The 17,554-nt window shown below is 68.5% G+C and carries 16 protein-coding genes; 13 read left to right on the forward strand and 3 right to left on the reverse strand.

The window, feature by feature from the left end; translation table 11 throughout:
• Positions 1-30: 30 nt before the first annotated feature.
• The 3 genes from ACFU8W_RS18900 to ACFU8W_RS18910 all read left to right on the forward strand — a co-directional run bounded on the left by ACFU8W_RS18900 (position 31) and on the right by ACFU8W_RS18910 (position 4,839).
• Positions 31-1,209 carry an acyl-CoA dehydrogenase family protein gene (locus tag ACFU8W_RS18900; protein ID WP_384038425.1) on the forward strand — a complete coding sequence of 393 codons (1,179 nt, stop codon included), beginning with the start codon at positions 31-33 and terminating at the stop codon, positions 1,207-1,209.
• A 489-nt stretch (positions 1,210-1,698) separates the two neighbouring features.
• A complete protein-coding gene (locus tag ACFU8W_RS18905) occupies positions 1,699-2,661 on the forward strand; it encodes a hypothetical protein (RefSeq protein WP_384038265.1) in 963 nt (320 codons plus the stop codon).
• Between the two features lie 96 nt (positions 2,662-2,757).
• Positions 2,758-4,839 (forward strand): PQQ-dependent sugar dehydrogenase, encoded by a 2,082-nt coding sequence (locus ACFU8W_RS18910; protein ID WP_384038268.1) that lies wholly within the window; start codon positions 2,758-2,760, stop codon positions 4,837-4,839.
• Between the two features lie 291 nt (positions 4,840-5,130).
• On the opposite strand, the gene ACFU8W_RS18915 is transcribed toward ACFU8W_RS18910, so the two are convergent.
• Entirely contained in the window at positions 5,131-5,352 is a 222-nt protein-coding gene (locus ACFU8W_RS18915) for a hypothetical protein (RefSeq protein WP_384038271.1), read from the reverse strand.
• A complete protein-coding gene (locus tag ACFU8W_RS18920) occupies positions 5,349-5,603 on the reverse strand; it encodes a hypothetical protein (RefSeq protein WP_384038274.1) in 255 nt (84 codons plus the stop codon). The genes ACFU8W_RS18915 and ACFU8W_RS18920 overlap by 4 nt, the downstream gene beginning before the upstream one ends.
• 499 nt (positions 5,604-6,102) lie before the next feature.
• On the opposite strand from ACFU8W_RS18920, the gene ACFU8W_RS18925 reads away from it, so the two are divergent.
• The 8 genes from ACFU8W_RS18925 to ACFU8W_RS18960 all read left to right on the forward strand — a co-directional run bounded on the left by ACFU8W_RS18925 (position 6,103) and on the right by ACFU8W_RS18960 (position 11,710).
• Positions 6,103-7,095 (forward strand): alpha/beta fold hydrolase, encoded by a 993-nt coding sequence (locus ACFU8W_RS18925; protein ID WP_384038277.1) that lies wholly within the window; start codon positions 6,103-6,105, stop codon positions 7,093-7,095.
• 267 nt (positions 7,096-7,362) lie between these two features.
• Complete coding sequence (locus tag ACFU8W_RS18930; protein WP_384038280.1) at positions 7,363-7,632, forward strand: FG-GAP repeat protein; 270 nt, start codon at positions 7,363-7,365, stop codon at positions 7,630-7,632.
• Between the two features lie 23 nt (positions 7,633-7,655).
• Positions 7,656-7,904: a hypothetical protein gene (locus ACFU8W_RS18935; protein ID WP_384038283.1), complete on the forward strand. Its 249-nt coding sequence runs from the start codon at positions 7,656-7,658 to the stop codon at positions 7,902-7,904.
• A gap of 130 nt (positions 7,905-8,034) precedes the next feature.
• Entirely contained in the window at positions 8,035-8,526 is a 492-nt protein-coding gene (locus ACFU8W_RS18940) for a DUF2975 domain-containing protein (RefSeq protein WP_384038286.1), read from the forward strand.
• On the forward strand, positions 8,526-8,747 hold the full coding sequence (locus tag ACFU8W_RS18945) for a helix-turn-helix domain-containing protein (RefSeq protein ID WP_384038289.1): 222 nt from the start codon (positions 8,526-8,528) through the stop codon (positions 8,745-8,747). Before ACFU8W_RS18940 ends, ACFU8W_RS18945 begins: the two co-directional genes overlap by 1 nt.
• Positions 8,748-9,265: 518 nt before the next feature.
• Positions 9,266-10,096, forward strand: a complete 831-nt coding sequence (locus ACFU8W_RS18950; protein ID WP_384038292.1) for an ABC transporter substrate-binding protein — start codon at positions 9,266-9,268, stop codon at positions 10,094-10,096.
• Positions 10,097-10,146: 50 nt separating this feature from the next.
• The gene (locus ACFU8W_RS18955; protein ID WP_384038428.1) at positions 10,147-10,935 is read left to right on the forward strand and encodes an amino acid ABC transporter permease; all 789 of its coding nucleotides are present in this window, start codon (positions 10,147-10,149) and stop codon (positions 10,933-10,935) included.
• Positions 10,936-10,942: 7 nt separating this feature from the next.
• Entirely contained in the window at positions 10,943-11,710 is a 768-nt protein-coding gene (locus ACFU8W_RS18960) for an amino acid ABC transporter ATP-binding protein (protein WP_384038295.1), read from the forward strand.
• A 207-nt stretch (positions 11,711-11,917) separates the two neighbouring features.
• Here the strand turns inward: ACFU8W_RS18960 and ACFU8W_RS18965 are convergent, their stop codons facing one another.
• On the reverse strand, positions 11,918-14,599 hold the full coding sequence (locus tag ACFU8W_RS18965) for a TIM-barrel domain-containing protein (RefSeq protein WP_384038297.1): 2,682 nt from the start codon (positions 14,597-14,599) through the stop codon (positions 11,918-11,920).
• A gap of 328 nt (positions 14,600-14,927) precedes the next feature.
• On the opposite strand from ACFU8W_RS18965, the gene ACFU8W_RS18970 reads away from it, so the two are divergent.
• Complete coding sequence (locus ACFU8W_RS18970; RefSeq protein ID WP_384038300.1) at positions 14,928-16,229, forward strand: cytochrome P450; 1,302 nt, start codon at positions 14,928-14,930, stop codon at positions 16,227-16,229.
• On the forward strand, positions 16,226-17,479 hold the full coding sequence (locus ACFU8W_RS18975) for a cytochrome P450 (RefSeq protein WP_384038303.1): 1,254 nt from the start codon (positions 16,226-16,228) through the stop codon (positions 17,477-17,479). Before ACFU8W_RS18970 ends, ACFU8W_RS18975 begins: the two co-directional genes overlap by 4 nt.
• Positions 17,480-17,554: the final 75 nt, after the last annotated feature.

The raw sequence follows: 17,554 nt of genomic DNA on the forward strand, positions 1-17,554 counted from the left end.
ACCTTCGTACACCCCTCCCAGGAGCACATGATGAACGGCAACAAGCCGATGAAGGACCCCCTCGCCCTGCTGGACATCGCCTCGGTGCTCAGCGACGAGGAACGCGAAATCCAGGCCACGGTCGCCAAGTTCCTCGCCGACCGGGTCCGCCCGCACATCGGCGAGTGGTTCGAGAACGCGCACTTCGCCCGTGAACTCGCCCCCGAACTCGGCAAGCTGGGCGTTCTCGGCATGCACCTGGAGGGGTACGGTTGCGCGGGCGTCGGCGCCGTCGGCTACGGACTTGCCTGCCTGGAACTCGAGGCCGCCGACTCGGGCTTCCGCAGCTTCGTGTCGGTCCAGGGTTCGCTCTCGATGTACTCGATCCGGAAGTGGGGGTCCGAGGAGCAGAGGCGGGAGTGGCTGCCCCGGCTCGCCGCGGGGGAAGCCATCGGCTGCTTCGGACTCACCGAACCCGACTTCGGCAGTGACCCGGCGGGGATGCGTACGCGTGCGGTCCGCGACGGCGGCGACTGGATCCTCAACGGCTCCAAGATGTGGATCACCAACGGCGGCATCGCCGACGTGGCCACGGTCTGGGCGCAGACCGAGGACGGCGTCCGGGGCTTCCTCGTGCCTCGCGGCACGCCCGGCTTCACCACCAGCGACATCAAGCAGAAGATGTCGCTCCGGGCATCGATCACCTCCGAGCTCCACTTCGACAACGTGCGGCTGCCGGATTCCGCCCGGCTTCCTGAGGCCCAGGGGTTGAGGGGGCCGCTCTCGTGCCTGAACGAGGCCCGGTTCGGCATCCTCTTCGGTGCAGTCGGCGCGGCCCGCGACTGCCTGCAGACGGCCATCGACTATGCGGACGCGCGCGTCCAGTTCGGCAGGCCGATCAGCGCCTTCCAGCTCACCCAGCGCAAGTTCGCCGACATGGCACTTTCCCTCGGCAATGCGGCGCTGCTCGCCCTCCACCTCGGCCGGCTCAAGGAACTCGGCAACCTCCGCCCCGAGCAGGTGAGTGCGGGCAAGCTCAACAACGTACGGGAGGCGCTGGCCATCGCCCGCGAGTGCCGGACCGTGCTCGGAGCCAACGGCATCTCCTTGGAGTACTCGCCGCTGCGGCACGCCAACAACCTCGAGTCGGTGCTCACGTACGAGGGCACCAGCGAGGTGCACACGCTGGTCGTCGGGCAGGCCCTCACCGGTCAGGCCGCCTATCGCTGAGGCGAGGTCCTCAGCCGAGCGGCAGCGCCGTGTCGGCGCGCTCGGGCTCGGAGGTCGAGGTCGAGGGCGAGCGAGAGCGCGAAGTCGCAGGCGAGGGGGTGGCCGGGATCGGGGGCCGTGGGCAACTGGCGAGGTTCCGCGCTGACCTGCGGCCGTTGAGTGATGCAGTCCGGTGGTGGACCGGCGCCCGCGCGGTCGCCCACCGGACCGCTTCACCCACCCGTCGCACCCGTCCGGACTGGGGGCGAGGTGCGCGTCCGCCACCGTGAGTCGGTGGCGCCTGTGCCTCGATGAGCCGCTCGCGGTCTGCGTCCTTGTCCGCGAGGAGGTCCGAGCCGCCGCCGAAAGGCGCCCAAAAAATTGGCGAGTACACGCCCATTGTCAGGGTGGCGGCGAAGGGGTTACATGGTCCCTGCACGCGGACGAAAGCGCTTTCTATCCGTCGGGAGACCCCGGTCGACTGACCCTTCGCCCCCGCTGGGAGGCCGTATGACACCGCCCCGCACCAGACGCTACTCACTCGCCGTCGCCGCGCTCGCCGCGACCGCATCGCTTGCCGCCGCCACGTTTCCGGCCCAGGCGGCCCACCCCTGGGCCGCCCCCACTCCGCTGCGAGCCCAGGCCGTGGCGGCGTACGACTTCGGGCACCCTGACCCTGCCGACCCCGGTCGCGAGCAGGACATCGGACGCTCCGGAACCACGCTCAGCCTGATCAACGGCGGTTCCGCGATGCGCGTGGCCGACGAGGCGTACCCGGGCGCTTCGCCCGCCCTGCAGGTGCGCCAGCAGAACCCGGCCACCGCGGGCAACGACGACTGGAAGGCCGGGGCCTGGGACGCCGAGGGCATGTCGTCCCTCGGGGCCTTCCGCAGTGCCCAGGGTGCCACTGTCATGGGGTGGTTCAAGATGACGGGCGACAATCCCGCCCTCAACTCCAACACGGCCAACCCGAGCGACCGCTACAACGCGATCGGGCTGGCCGGCGTACTGTCCGGAACCTCTGACGGTCACGCGGTGCGTGCGCTGCTCGAACTCATCCAGGTCAACGGTGAGTTGAAGCTGGTCGCGCTGGGGAGACGCCTGGACAGCGGCGCCTCCCAGACCTTCGCCGCCGACGTTCCCTGGCAAGAACTGCTGCCCCGCGGCGAATGGGTGCACCTGGCCGCGACGTTCGACTTCCGCGACGGCACCCTCGCCCTCTACCGCGACGGCAAGCCCCTGGACGGCTTCTACGTCACGCCGGGCGACCCCTGGGAACTCGCCACCACGCCGGCGCCCCACCGCGCCTCGCCCACCGATCCCCGCGGCATCAAGATCGGCGGCAGCTTCCCCCAGAACACTCGGGAGAACAACGCCTGCGACTGCCGCATGGACGACCTCCTGTTCCTGGACCGCCCGGTTCCGGCCGGAGCGGTGGCTGCGGAGTACCAGCGCATGACGCAGGGCCGCTGACCGTTCGCGTCCCTGGATCGTTTTCCCTGATTGTCGCGCCAGCCCGAAGGGATCCGCATGGCGTCACGACGTACATATCGAAGGAACTGGGCGGCCGTGGCCGTCGGTGCAGCCCTCGCCCTGGGCGGCCTCGTAGCGCCTTCCCACGCCGATGAGCCCGCCGCGGCCACGACAGCCGCCCTGACCGACCCGATTCCGCAGAAGCCCGTTCAGTCCAGGACGGGTCTCGTCCTGGAGGAGTTCGCACAGTTCCCCAAGTCGGAGCCCGTCCCGGCGCCGACGGATCCGCGCCTGATGCGCCACGCCCGGATCAACACCATCAATGAACTCCCCGACGGTTCCGGCCGGATGGCGACGCCCGACCTCAACGGAACCCTGTACCTCACCGACCCCGGCGCCGCGGCGCGCACCTCCGGGGGCACCCCGCACCCGTACCTGGACGTCAAGGCGGCATTCCCGCACTTCTTCTCGGGCCGCGGTCTCGGTCAGGGTTTCGGGTACGCGGCGTTCCACCCGGAGTTCGGCACGAACGGGCGCTTCTACACCATCCACACCGAGCTCGCCTCGCAGGCCACCGAGACCCCCGATTACCGGCAGGCCGGCACGCTCAGCTATCACGGCGTCATCACTGAGTGGACCGCCGACGACCCCTCCGCGGACGTCTTCCACGGCACCCATCGCGAGGTGCTGCGTATCGCTTTCAGCGGCCAGGTCCACGGCATTCAGCAGATCGACTTCAACCCGACGGCCAAGCCCCACGACGAGGACTACGGCCTGCTCTACCTCGCGGTGGGCGACGGAGGGCAGGGCGTCGGCAACAGCGAGCCGCAGAACCTGGCGCTCCCGCACGGCAAACTTCTGCGGATCGACCCCGCGGGCCGTGACAGCGCCAACGGCCGGTACGGCATCCCCGCGTCCAACCCGTTCGTCGGTGAGTCCGGTGCCCTCGGGGAGATCTACGCCGTAGGTATGCGGGACCCGCACCGCTTCAGCTGGGACGCGGGCGGCAGCCACCGTATGTATCTCGGTCACATAGGCGAGCACGCCATCGAGTCGGTGTACGAGGTCAAGGCCGGTGACAACTTCGGCTGGAGCGAGCGCGAGGGCCCCTTCGCCTTCGACAAGAAGACCACCGACCCGTGCGCCCGCATCCTCCCCCTTCCCGCCGATGACGCCCAGTACGGCTACACCTATCCGGTCGCCGCCTACGACCATGACCCGGGTGCCGACTGGAACTGCCGGTCCGACGTGGGCCGCGCCATCGCCGGAGGCTCCGTCTACCGCGGCAAGGACGCGCCGGCGCTGTTCGGAAAGTACATCTTCGGCGACCTCGTGGACGGCCGGATCCTGGCCGCGGACACCCGCGACATGCGCCGCGGCGCCGGCCTCGCGCCGCTCGAGCAGCTGATGCTCTTCGACAAGTCCACCGGGAAGACGGTCACCATGCGCGACCTCGCCGGAGACCAACGTGTCGACCTGCGCTTCGGCTCCGACCGCCGTGGCGGCCTGTACATCGTCGCGAAGGCCAACGGCAAGGTCTGGAAGGTGACCGGGACCCGCACCTTCGCCGACTGCGAGGTCGGCAACACCCCCACCACCCACACCACCGGGCCCGACAACTGGGCGCCGGTCACCCCGGCCAAGTGGGCGTACACCGAACGCGAGACGATCATGACCGAGCCGGGCGTCGCCCGCCCGGGACCGCGCCGCCCCTTCGAGTACGCCGTCCTGACCGCGGGCCCGCGCTACTCCTCCGTCACCGTAGAGGCGGAGGTGCGGATCGACACCCCCGTCGAGATCTCCAACCGTGACGTCATTCTCATCTGGGACTACCAGTCCGACACGCGATTCCAGTACGCGCACCTGTCGACCGACAACACCATCTATCCGCACAACGGTATGTTCACCGTCAACAACGCCGACCGGCTGCGCATCGACGACCAGTGGAACGGTACCTTCGGCGCACCTCCGGCGATCAAGGACGACGGATGGCACAAGGTGCGCCTCACCCACTGCGCCGACACCGGTGAGACCGCCGTCTACCTGGACGGCAGCAGCAACCCGCTGATCACGGCCACCGACCCGGCCTTCGCCTCGGGCCGGGTGGGCTTCGGATCCTTCGACAACGTGGGCCGCGTCCGTCACCTGAAGGTGACGGGCACTCCGGCCGACGAGTGACCTCGCGGGGGCGGGCCGAGGCCGTCGGCCCGCCCCCCCGCACCGTCGAAGGCTTCGGCACACATGTACAGGCAGCGGCCTGACAGTGTCTCCGTGATCACAAGAACATGGGGCTCAAGCAGGGAGGCGAGGCAACGGGACGAGGGCGAGCCACGTCTGCGGATCGGGCTCCGCTTGGTGCGGAGCCCAGCCCTCGGTGATCCGGCACAGTACGCCGCGGGTCTGCCGTGTCGAGCAGGGTGGTGCGAGCGTAGCTGCGCAGTGCCGCAATTCCCGACTTGGGACCCGGCGTCACGCCGCCATCGCCATCGACGCCCTGCCGCGCGCGGTCTCGCCGGCCGTCGTTCGCTCGGCGAAGACCACGATCCGCAGCACCATGAACCGTCCGATCCCCGCCAGAGCTGACGCTGACAGATAGACTGTCTGTTCGATCAGGGCCGAGGGCTCGGACCGGACGGAGTGCAGGCAGAGCAGCGCCCCTGTCGTGAACGCATAGCTTACGGCGACGGTCACCCCGGACTGAAGGTGAACCCCCACCCCTTCCGCCCGCTCCGGAAGGAGACCCGCCCGTGCAATTCGGTGGCGATGACCGTGGAGACGACGGTGACCAGCGCGTTGGCAACGGCCATCGGTATCCGGTCGCTGAGCAGCACGAGTACCCCGCTGGACGCCAGCCCGACACCGCCACCACACACGACGAACCGCACGAAGGCCGCGACGAGCGGATGAAGAGTGCGCGTCTGCGGGCGCGAAGGGGCGGTCACGAGGGGCCTCCGTAGGCTGAGTGGAACGGTGTTTCGATTCCACCCCAGAACCTACGGACCGGACGTCGTCCGAGCGACTGGGTTAATCCCCGACTTCATTGGGGGTTTCCCCCCAGGGGCCCCTGGGGGGAAACCCCTGCCGCACGGGACGTCGGAGCGACACAGTGGCGGCCGCTGCTGCAGCTCAGGCGGATATCGTGCGAGGGGCGTGTCAACGCACTTGGCTTTGCGCAGACTCACCCGACTGCTACGTCCGTGTCACGGAATGCGTGGGCACGTGGTTGCATGCCGATTCGACGGGAGTCCATGCACGTTCTTCCCGGTCGGATTCGCCGAGCAGTGGCGCACTGCCTGAAACGTCCCGGAAATCCCCTGTGCGCCGGAGGTTCTACGCTCGAGGAGGAAGCGAGGAAACGGGGGGTAGCAGACGGGAGACGAGCCTGTGGTCGGCGCCCCAGAACCTGAACCACGCCCGCCCCGAGCGGGCCGCCTGCGCTCGGTGTCCGGGCAGGACGTGCCGTTGCGCCACCACGTGGTGCACGGCTACCGCCGCGCGTACCGGATCGCCGGAGACGGTCCGGCGATCCTGCTCATCCATGGCATCGGCGACTCCTCCGCGACCTGGGCGGATCTGATCCCCGACCTGGCTCGCAACCATACGGTCATCGCCCCCGACCTTCTGGGCCACGGGGCCTCCGACAAGCCGCGGGCCGACTACTCGGTTGCGGCCTACGCGAACGGCATGCGCGACCTGCTCGGGGTGCTGGACATCGAGCGTGCCACCCTGGTCGGTCACTCGCTTGGCGGCGGCGTGGCCATGCAGTTCGCGTACCAGTTCCCCGAGCGCACCGACCGCCTGATCCTGGTAAGCACGGGCGGCGTGGGGCGGGAGGTCAACCCTGTGCTGCGAGCGGTGTCGCTGCCGGGCGCGGACCTGATGCTGTCCACGCTGCGACTGCCCGGCATGCGCAGCCAGGTCGGTCTCTTCAGTCGGCTGATCAAACGGCTCGACACCGACCTGGGGCAGGATGCCGCAGAGCTGCTCAACGTAGTGGACGCCCTCCCCGACTCCACGTCGCGCAGCGCGTTCATCAGCACTCTGCGGTCGGTGGTCGACTGGCGGGGCCAGGTGGTGACCATGCTCGACCGCTGCTATCTGGCGGAGGGCATGCCCACGCTGCTGCTGTGGGGATCGCGGGACAGTGTGGTGCCGGTCCGCCACGCCTACGGCGCGCACGCGGCGATGCCCGGCAGCCGCCTGGAGATCTTCGAGGGCGCGGGCCACTTCCCCTTCCACAGCGACTCCGTACGCTTCCGCGCCCTCGTCGAGGACTTCGTGCGCACCACGGCCCCGGCCGACTGGAGCCAGGAACGGTGGCGTGAGCTGCTGCGGGTGGGGAGGTCCGGTAGCGGGGCGGGGGAGCTGGACTCGGCGTACCACCGGGCCGTGGAGCGCGATCTGCGCGAGGCGAGTGAGCGCAGCGCCACGTAAGGTGGCGGGCTCCCCGTGCCGGGGTTCTCTGGGCAGGTCCTGTCGGCCCTGGCCCGCCGTCAGAGCTCGCCGGGCAGGAGCCGGAACGCTTCATGAGCGGTGAGTGGCCGCATCATCCGGAAGTGCCGGAACGCGGCAGCACTCCGCAGCACTCCGCTCTCGTACCCTGCGGGGCGGTGCGCAGCGTCAAAATCCCTGTCCCACCGGTGAGTTGCCCGGGCTGAGAAGGGGAGCGCGGCTCTCCACGAAGACCTTCAACGCGCCCTGGTGCTCCTCCGCGTGTGCCGGGGCTGTGCCGCCCAACTCCCGCACCTACGCGACCGCTTCGGCGCCTCCGTGGCGCTGGTGGGCACCAGCGGCGACGGCGTCGCAGAACTCCTCGTCGGCGCCCCCGGCGAGCGCGTCATCGACCGCGGCACGGACGCGGGCTCGGTCACCGCGGTGGGCGGCGCCAAGGGCGGTCCGGGCCCGGGCTCCGTGGTCCTCAACGGCCCGTCGGCGTCGGCGGCGGCCTGGCGGTCGCCTCGGCCGACCTGACCGGCAACGGCAGCAGGGACATCGTGGTCGGTGGCAAGGACAAGGTCGTCCTGCGCACCGCCGAGGGCAGCTACACCACCGTCCTCACTGCCCCGATGGGCGGCCGCGCCCCCATCCTCGCCAGCGGCGACTTCACCGAGGACGGCACGGCGGACCTGGCCGTCGGACACGGGACGAACACCCCGTTCACCCAGGGCTTCGGCGTAGTCGGGTGGCGTCCGATTTGCGCTCAAGCGAGGCCGACTTCGACAGGATCAAGACGGTTCGCGTGAACGCCATGCCATGGGAGAGGGCGGCGGCGTCCCGCCACGGTGCGAAACCGCCGCCCACCCTCCTCTCAGCCCTTGCCCCATCTATCGAAATTCGATAGATTTCCATCGTAACTCGATGTAAGGATGGGTCATGGGAAAGCTGACAGTGTGGGCGCTGCGCGCCGTCCTCGTGGTGGTGTTCGCCGGTACCGTGTTTGTTCAGGCAGGGATGGTGTGGGCGTTGGTCAGCGGGAGCGACCCGGAGGACGGGTCGCTCCCGCTGACCCCGTTGCGCGTGGTCACGATCCTGGGCATGGTGTCGGTCCAGGTCGCCCTGGTCTGCGTATGGCGGCTGGTGGCGATGGTGCGACGTGGAACCGTGTTCTCCCACGCCGCCTTCCGGTACGTGGACGTCATGATCGGCGCGATCGTGGCGGCTTCCCTCGTATGGTTCGCGGTCACGGTCCTCAATGCGCCGGGCCAGCGGGCCGACCCGGGCGTCACCGTCATCATGGGCGGAGTCGGCGTGGCCATCCTGGGGGTCGCGCTCATGGTGCTCGTGCTGCGGATGCTGCTCGCCCAGGCCGTCGCGCGCGACGTCGAAGCGGCGCAGATGCAGGCCGAGTTGGACGAGGTGATCTGATGCCGATCGCCGTCGACATCGACGTGATGCTGGCCCGGCGGAAGATGTCCGTGGGTGAGCTCGCGGACCGCGTAGGGATCACGCCCGCCAACCTGGCGGTACTCAAGAACGGCCGAGCCAAGGCGGTGCGCTTCGCGACGCTCGCCGCGCTCTGCGAGGTGCTCAAGTGCCAGCCGGGTGACCTGCTGCGCTGGGAGGCCGAGGAAGCCGCGGGCGGATGACGTGCCCGAGGGGCGGCGCGCAAACGCCTGGCACCACCGGCCCGTGACACGGCACGTGGACCGCATGGACGTGGATCGCCGATCACCCGCAGCACCGTCCCGACCCTGTTGGGTGGATTGCGGTTGACCTGCACCGCAGCGTCCTGGTCGACGATCGCGACCTGCGAACGTGACCTCCCCACCGCAAACCCCCGCCTCTTCCAGCGCGGAAGGGGCGGGGGTTCGTCGTCGGGTGGGCAGTCAGGGCTTCGCCGTAGTCGCCTGACGCCCGATTCGTGACGATCTCCGCAATGTCCCTGGTCCCTTGATTCCCCCCTCGCGGATACTCAAGGAACTGAAGACCCACCCGGGCCCCGGGTGTGAGTCGCCCGGAGTGAAGCAGGCCGAAGTCCCGTACCACACAGGCAGGGTGGACTTTCGGTCAGGGCTCCGACATTCTGTGCGAACCTTGATCGCGGGTCGGCGTCGATCCGCGAGTCTGTCCGCGAGTCCGTCCTTCGTGAGCAAGGGGATCTCTCATGAGCTCGTCCCGCCTGCCCTCCCGCCGGATCGCCGTGATTTGCACGGCCGTCGCGTTTGCACTCCCGCTCAGTGCCTGTAGTAGCAGCAGTGATGGCGCGACCGTCAATGGTGCAAAGCTGATCAAGTCCGGCCAGATAACCACCTGTACGCACCTGCCGTACGCACCCTTCCAGTCCGAGAAGGACGGGAAGGTGGTCGGTTTCGATGTCTCGATGATTGATCTGGTCGCCGAGGACCTGGGTGTGAAGCAGGTCGTCGTGGACAAGTCGTTCGAGACGATCAAGACCGGTGCCGACCTCAATGCCAGTGTCTGTGACGTGGCCGCCGCCGGCATGACGATCACCGACGAGCGCAAGCAGAATCTGGACTTCTCCGTCCCGTATTTTGACGCCACCCAGGCCCTGTTGGCACGCAAGGGCGTCAAGGCGGCGACTGTCGAGGACATCACCGAGCAGAAGCTCAAGCTCGGTTCCCAGTCCTCCACCACCGGCGAGGACTTCGCCCGTGCGCACGGCGCCGACCCTCAGTCCTTCGAGAGTTCCGATGCTGAGCTCAACGGACTGCGTACCGGCCAGGTCGATCTCATCGTGCAGGACTATCCGGTCGTGCAGAACTGGCTCAAGGACCCCGCCAACTCGGCCAAGTTCGAGATCGTGGGCAATCTCGACACCGGTGAGCAGTACGGCTTCGCGGTCCGCAAGGGTGGCAACCCCAAGCTTCTCGCGGCGATCGACCAGGCCATCAAGGACTCGAAGTCCGACGGCACGTACAAGAAGCTGTACGAGCAGTGGATCGGGCCCATGCCGAAGGGTGCCGACGCCCAGTGACCACCCTGATCAACGGTAAGGACCGGGAGGAGACGGCTGCGCGGCCCCGGATGTCGCCACGCCGCCGTCGCCGTATCTCCCGCGGGGTGCAGTACGCCGTCTTCGTGGTCGCCGTGGTGGTCGTGGGCGCGCTCGCCGACTGGCAGCAGCTCCAGAAGCAGTTTCTGGACCTGTCGGTCGCCCAGCGGCTCTTCCCCGAACTCATCACGGTCGCGTTGCTGAACACCGTGGTGTACACGCTGACCGGCTTCGGCGTCGGACTCGTACTGGGCCTCGTGGTGGCCCTGATGCGGCTGTCGTCCGTTGCGCCGTACCGCTGGCTCGCGATGGCGTACATCGAGTTCTTCCGCGGTCTGCCCGCCCTGCTGATCTTCATCTTCGTCGGGGTGGGTGTCCCGCTGGCCTTCCCGGGGATCGTCTTCCCCGGAGAAACGTACGGGCAGGTCGCCTGCGCCCTCGGCCTGGTCTCCGCCGCGTACATGGCGGAGACCATCCGGGCCGGCATCCAGGCCGTACCGCGCGGCCAGCTGGAGGCGGCGCGCACGCTGGGCATGTCGCACGCCACCGCGATGCGGTCGATCGTGATCCCTCAGGCCTTCCGGATCATCGTGCCGCCGCTCACCAACGAAATGGTCCTGCTCTTCAAGGACTCCTCGCTGGTGCTCTTCCTGGGTGTCACACTTCAGCAGCGTGAACTCACGAAGTTCGGGCGCGACTTGGCCAGTACGACGGCCAACACCACCCCCATTTTCGTCGCGGGCCTGTGCTACCTCCTGGTCACTGTCCCGCTCGGCTATCTCGTACGGCGCCTCGAGGCCCGTCATGCACAGGCGAGGTGATCACCGGATGGCGGACATGACCGCGGCGATCGAGATCCAGGGGCTGCACAAGTCGTTCGGCGACGTCGAAGTGCTGCGCGGCATCGACTTCACGGTCGCGCCCGGCGAGGTCGTATGCGTCGTCGGCCCCTCGGGGTCGGGGAAGTCGACCCTGCTGCGCTGTGTGAATCTGCTGGAGGAGCCGACCAGCGGTACGGTCACCGTCGGCGGTGTCGACATGACCGATCCGGACATCGATCTGGACGCGATGCGCCGACGCATCGGCATGGTCTTCCAGCAGTTCAACCTCTTTCCTCATCTGAACGTCCTGGACAACCTGACGATTGCTCAGCGCCGGGTTCTCGGGCGGGGCAGGGAGGAAGCCGGCCGCGTCGCCCGGGAGAACCTCGCCAAAGTCGGCCTGGCCGACCGTGAGGACAGCTTCCCCTCGCAGCTCTCCGGTGGCCAGCAGCAGCGTGTGGCCATCGCGCGGGCCCTGTCGATGGGGCCAGGGCTGATGCTCTTCGACGAGCCGACCAGCGCGCTCGACCCCGAACTGGTGGGCGACGTACTGGGGGTCATGCGCACCCTGGCCGACGAAGGCATGACGATGATGGTCGTCACCCACGAGATGGGCTTCGCCCGCGACGTCGCCGACCGCGTGGTCTTCATGGACGGCGGCCGAGTGGTGGAGGAGGGCGCCCCGGAGGATGTCCTGGCCCGGCCGGAGCACCCTCGGACCAAGGCCTTCCTCGCCCGGGTCCTGCACCCGGACGCCGTGCAGCCCGAGGCCTGACATATCCGTACGGCTCCGCCGCTGGAGCCGCGGAAGGTGGGACTGCAGCCGCACCGGACAACGGCGAGCGGCAGTGATCGCGGGTTGCCTCGCTTCGGACAGCGAGCCTGCCCGTACGCGGGTTCCGGCTCCAGGACACGTCAGGATTCCTGGCTTCGGACATGCGTCAGGGGCCGTCCGCAGACGGCCCCTGACACTGTCTGGCGATTACTGCTCGCTGCTTACCAGCTCGACCGTGAAGCCGTGGCCCGTGGAGACGGACGGCGTCTTGATCTCCGTGATCCCGGTCGCGGGGTCCGTGTACCAGCCGGACTCGGCCGAGGCGAACGCCGTCGCGGAATTCAGGTGCTGGAGGCGGCCGTCGTCCATGACCACCTGCGACGGTGCGTCCTTGCCGTGCACGGTGAACCGGTACGCCCGGGTGGCCGGCTTCCCCTGGTAACTTCCTACGCTCGCACCGACCTTGATGAGGGTGCTCGCCTCTCCGTCGGTGGGCGCCTGCACGCGTACGCGTTGCGTCGCCGAGGCGCCCTCGGCGAACTTGCGGGTCACGCCGTCGTCCTCGTACAGCGTGTACGTGCTGGTGCCCTGCGGGTACAGGTCGTAGTCCAGTTCGCTCCGGTCCCGGGTCTGCCAGGACGTCGTGCCCTTCGGCCACATCGGCACGATGGAGCCGCCCTTGACGAACAGGGGCAGGGTGTCGATCGGGGCGTGATAGCCGTTGACCGTGGTCGGGCCCTGGTAGGTCCGGCCCGTCCAGTAGTCGGTCCAGGTGCCCTTGGGCAGGTAGATGCCGTTACGGGTGTCGGAGGCCTCGTAGACCGGAGCGACCAGGAAGTCGGAGCCCGCCAGGTACTCGTACTTGGCGTTCGCGCCCAGCGTCGCGGGGTCGTCCGGATACTCCAGCCACAGTGGGCGGACCGAGCCCACGCCGGTCTTCGCGGCCTCGGCGGACAGGGTGTAGAGGTACGGCAGCAGGCGCTCCCGCAGCTGGAGGTACTTGCGGTTGATGGAGGTGTACGGCTCTCCGTCCACCCACGGTTGCTGGTTGATCTTCTTCTTGGTCGTCAGGTCCGTCGCCCAGCCGTCCATCGTCATCAGAGCCGGGAGGAACGACTTGGCCTGGAGGTCGCGGGCGTACATCTTGGCGTCGTGGCGGTAGATGCTGCCGACATCACCGGTGTTGTAGGCGATGCCGGACATGGTGGCCCCGGCGTACGTCGGGATCTGCCAGCGGACGAAGTCCCAGGACAGGGACTGGTCGCCGCTCCACAGCACGCCGCAGCGCTGCGCGCCCGCCCAGGAGACGGGCAGCCAGACGAAGCCGCGGGCGTCGCTGTTCTCCTCGATGCCGGACTTGGCCTTGTCGCAGGCGTCCAGCGCCATCCCGTACCCCTGGCCGACCCAGGCGACGTCGAGCTTCGCGACCCGCTGGCCCGCCTTCACCTGGTCGGCGAGCTTGTCCAGGCCGTTCTGGGTCCACAGGCCCAGCTGGGCGTTGTGGTCCTGGAGGCCCTTGGCCGTCTCCGGCAGGTTCTCGTAACCGCAGCCGTAGCCGTCGTTGACGAGCATCCAGCCCAGCGGGATCTGGTTCTGCGTGTAGCCGTCGGCGACCTTCAGGGCGTCCAGGGTGTGGCGCTCGCCCTGGTTGGCGTTGTGCAGGTAGCAGTCGGCGTCGCCCGGCTCGAGGCCGTACACCGGCGGCATGAACGGCTTGCCGACCAGGGCGGTGTACTTGCCGATCACCTTCTTCGCGTCACCGATGAAGTAGTACGCGTCGAGGCGACGTTCCTGCTGGCCCGTCTGGACCGGGGAACCGAAGTGGTAGACGCCGGGTGCGAAGGTGTTGCGGTAGACGCCGTAGCCGGCACTGGAGAGGTAGAAGGGCTGGGAGTTGTTGTAACCGCCCTCGTTCCAGTTGGTGTTGTTGGCGACGTACACCGTCTTGTCGCGGTGCGAGAAGCTGCCGTTCTGCTCGCCGCCGCCGAAGAACTGCTCGTCCGCGCCGCGCTCCAGACTCTGCCGCATTCCTCCGGTGGACCAGCGCAGGGGCTTGTCCTCCTGCCAGATCCGGGTCCGGTTGTCGGCCTTGTAGAGGCCGAAGCGCAGCGGCTTCTTGTAGACGCGGAGCACGGCGTCGGGGGAGCGGATCCCGTAGTAGTCGCCCTTGTCGAAGGTGCTGGTGTGCTTCTGCAGGGTGGGTTGCCTACGAATGATCGCCGTGCCGGCCGGGTCGGTGAACTCCCCGGTGGGCGTGGCCTGGAGACGTAGTTGACCACCGGTCAGGAAGTCGGCCTTCGCCTTGAGTTCTCCCGCCTCGATGGAGTAGCTGCCGTTGCCCCCGCCGAAGGAGGTCAGGTTTCCCGAGTCGGTCGTCTCCGGCAGATATGCCGTGCCGGTGAAGGAGTTGTCGGTGACGTCGTACGGCACGACGATCACGTGGTACGTCCCCTCGGCCCGGGGGATCACCGTGGCCTCGGGGTCGGCCGTGCCCGCGCTGGAGGCGACCTGCTTGCCGGCGGAGTCGTAGATGTACATGTCGAAGTCCTCGGCGGGCTTCTGCCACTCGATGGAGATCGGCACCCCGCCCTCCGGGTTGTCGTCCCAGTAGCCCTCGGGCGTCGACACGGTGAGGTCGAAGCGGTCGCAGACCTTGTTGTCCGGGTCGTCGGCCGTGGACGGACACTCCTTGGGGCCGCCGACCGTCCCCTTGGGATAGACGGGGCTCTGCCAGGTGACGCTTTTGTGGGCCTCGTCGAGCACGGCGCTCGCAGGGGTCGCCGCGTGGGCGGACTCGGCCGGGGCGCCGAGCAGGGCGGCGGCCAGGGCGGCGACCAGACCCGTCGTGGCCAGGGCGGTCCAGCGGGACCGGTGTTGAAGTCTTCGCACGGGATGCATCCCTTTCGAACCAAGCACTGGATGTTTGCAAATGCTTGAACATGCGTGAGATCGCGCAACTTCTCGCGCGAGGATTCACCCTCATGCGGGTGCATGTCAACGGTCCGGCGGAGGGATGGTCGGTGTCACCGAAAGGGCGGTGTGCCAAGGGAGTTCATCCCACTTGTGGTCAAACGTGCTTCGCTGACCGTCTCTTGTGATCGTCGAAGTGTCGAGATCGGTCGTGATTGACGCCTGAACCTTCACTCGACATCCCTATAGTGGTGCCGCGTTGATCGTGGGTCCGCAACGCGAAGCCGCCGCCACAGGAGTCAGTTCGATGACGCGCCCCTCTTCCGCCGTGCCCGTGCCCGACTCCGAAACACCCACCGGCGGCTGCCCCGTGCGGCACGACTCGGTCGCGGTGCCACTCAGCGGTCCCGAATTCCACACCGAGCCCCAGGCCCTCTACCGCACCATGCGACGTGATCACGGGCCTGTCGTGCCCGTCGAGCTGCCCGGCGGTTTCCCCGCCTGGCTGGTCATCGGATACCGGGAACTCCACCAGGTCACCAGCGACGGCGAGTTGTTCCCCCGGGACGTCGGGCTCTGGAACCAGTGGGAGAACATTCCCGAGGACTGGCCACTGCTCCCGATGGTCGGCCGTCCCATGCCGTCGATCTACTTCACCGCGGGAGCCGAGCACCGCCGCCACGTCGACATGGTGGGGCCCGCTCTGGAGGGCGCCGACCCGTTCGAAATCCGGCGCCACTGCGAGGAGTTGGCCGACCGGCTCGTCGACGCCGTCTGCACGCGGGGCGCGGCCGATCTGGTGGCCGAGTTCGCCGAGCCGCTGCCCGTCCTGGTCCTCGCCAGGCTCGTCGGCTTCCCGGACGCGGAGGGAGCGGACATCGCACAGGTGCTGAAGGACCTCGCCGACGGCGGTCCCGAGGCACAGAGTGCGCATATGCGCTTCGGGGAGCACATGCAGCGGCTGGTCGCGACCAAGCGTGCCGCGCCCGGAGACGACGTGACCTCCAGGATGCTGGCGTACCACGAGCCGTTCACCGACGAGGAATACGTCCTCGACCTGATGGCCATCACCGCCGCCGGCCATCTGACCACCGCCGACTGGATCAGCAACTCGCTGCGGCTGATGCTCACCGACGACCTGTTCGCCGACTCCCTCGCGGGGGGACGACACAGTGTGGCCGAGGCGATGAACGAGGTTCTCTGGGAGGAGAGCCCGACCCAGATCCTCGCCGGCCGCTGGGCCTCCCGCGACACCCGGCTCGCCGGCCGGAACATCCGCGCCGGGGACATGCTGCTCCTCGGCCTGGGGGCGGCCAACTCCGACCCGCACGTACGGCAGCGCATCGCCACCGAGGGAATGTCCGGCCAGGGCGGCAACAGCGCCCACCTGGCGTTCAGTTACGGTGAGTACCGCTGCCCGTTCCCCGCGCAGGAGATCGCCGAGACCATCGCCCGGACCGGTATCGAAGTGCTCCTCGACCGGTTGCCCGACCTCGCCCTCGCGGTGCCCGCGCAGACGCTCGTCCGCCGACAGTCCGCCTTCCTGCGGGGGATGACCTCGCTGCCCGTCCGGTTCACGCCCGTACGCATGACAGGAGACTTCTCTTGAACTGTCCTCACGCCGCATCCCACGAGCCCACTACGGGGGGCGCGACCGTGGTCATCGACCCCATGGTCCAGGACCTGGACGGGGAGACGGTGCGCCTGCGGGACGCCGGGCCGCTCGCCAGGATCGAACTGCTCGGGGTCCCTGCCTGGACCGTCACCCGGCATGCCGAGGCGCGTCAACTGCTCGTCGACCCACGCCTGGTGAAGGACCTCGATGCCTGGGGTCTCTGGCAGAGCGGTGCAGTGACGCATGCCTGGCCGTTGATCGGCATGATCGATGCGGGACGGTCCATGTTCACCGTGGACGGCGAGGAACACCGGCGGCTGCGCACCAAGACCTCCCAGGCGATCACACCACGCCGGCTGGAGGCCATCCGCCCGGACATCGAGAAGTTCACCGAGGAGCTGCTGGACGCCCTGGCCGAGCAGAGCAAGGACGGTGTCGTCGACCTGAAGTCCGTGTTCGCCCAGCCGCTGCCCATGCGGGTGGTCGGCATGCTGATGGGCGTGGACGAAGCCGAACACCCCATGCTGATGAAGAGGTACAAGGCCTTCTTCTCCATGCTCACCCCGCACGAGGAGCGGCTTGCCCTGCTCGCCGAGCTGGACGTCTTCTACGCGGCGCTCGTCCGCAGGAAGACCGCGCAGCCGACGGACGACCTCACCAGTGCGCTCATCCTGGCCGACGAGGGCGGAGAGCCGCTCACCGAGGAGGAGGTGGTCGGGAACCTCAAGGCCATGGTGGCGGCAGGCCACGAGACCACCATCGGGTTGATCCTCAATGCGGTACGGGCCCTGCTCGCCCACCCCGACCAGCTGCGCATGGTGCTCGACGGCGAGATCCCGTGGGACACGGTGATCGAGGAGACGCTGCGCTGGGACACCCCCACCACCCATCTGCTGATGCGGTTCGCGACGGAGGACATCCAGGTGGGCGACCAGGTGATCGCCAAGGGGGAGGGCGTCGTCATCTCCTACCGGGTCATCGGCCGCGACGTCGAACAGCACGGTCCGGACGCCGACGCCTTCGACATCACCCGAGCCACGCCGATCCGCCACATGACCTTCGGTCACGGCCCGCACATCTGCCCCGGCGCGGCGCTCTCCCGGGTCGAGGCGGGCATCGCCCTGCCCGCACTGTTCGGCCGCTTCCCCGGGCTGAGGCTCGCCGTGCCGGACGAGGAGCTCCGCAAGCTGCCGGTGATGACACAGAACGACATGGAGTCCTTCCCTGTGCTGCTGAACGGCTGAACAGGAGAGCGCGGGTCGTCCGCCGTCGTCCCCCGTCTCGGGTGACGGGGGCGGCCCGCACGGAACTCGGTCGTC

This window comes from Streptomyces sp. NPDC057565 (assembly GCF_042801455.1).
In the GTDB taxonomy this organism is placed as follows: Bacteria; Actinomycetota; Actinomycetes; order Streptomycetales; family Streptomycetaceae; genus Streptomyces; species Streptomyces yanii.

What these genes read in the sequence shown, in the direction of transcription:
- ACFU8W_RS18945 (WP_384038289.1), top strand. Translation starts at nt 8,526, where the DNA reads ATGCCGATCGCCGTCGACATCGACGTGATGCTGGCCCGGCGGAAGATG.
- ACFU8W_RS18900 (WP_384038425.1), top strand. Translation starts at nt 31, where the DNA reads ATGAACGGCAACAAGCCGATGAAGGACCCCCTCGCCCTGCTGGACATC.
- ACFU8W_RS18960 (WP_384038295.1), top strand. Translation starts at nt 10,943, where the DNA reads ATGGCGGACATGACCGCGGCGATCGAGATCCAGGGGCTGCACAAGTCG.
- ACFU8W_RS18940 (WP_384038286.1), top strand. Translation starts at nt 8,035, where the DNA reads ATGGGAAAGCTGACAGTGTGGGCGCTGCGCGCCGTCCTCGTGGTGGTG.
- ACFU8W_RS18970 (WP_384038300.1), top strand. Translation starts at nt 14,928, where the DNA reads ATGACGCGCCCCTCTTCCGCCGTGCCCGTGCCCGACTCCGAAACACCC.
- ACFU8W_RS18950 (WP_384038292.1), top strand. Translation starts at nt 9,266, where the DNA reads ATGAGCTCGTCCCGCCTGCCCTCCCGCCGGATCGCCGTGATTTGCACG.
- ACFU8W_RS18905 (WP_384038265.1), top strand. Translation starts at nt 1,699, where the DNA reads ATGACACCGCCCCGCACCAGACGCTACTCACTCGCCGTCGCCGCGCTC.
- ACFU8W_RS18955 (WP_384038428.1), top strand. Translation starts at nt 10,147, where the DNA reads ATGTCGCCACGCCGCCGTCGCCGTATCTCCCGCGGGGTGCAGTACGCC.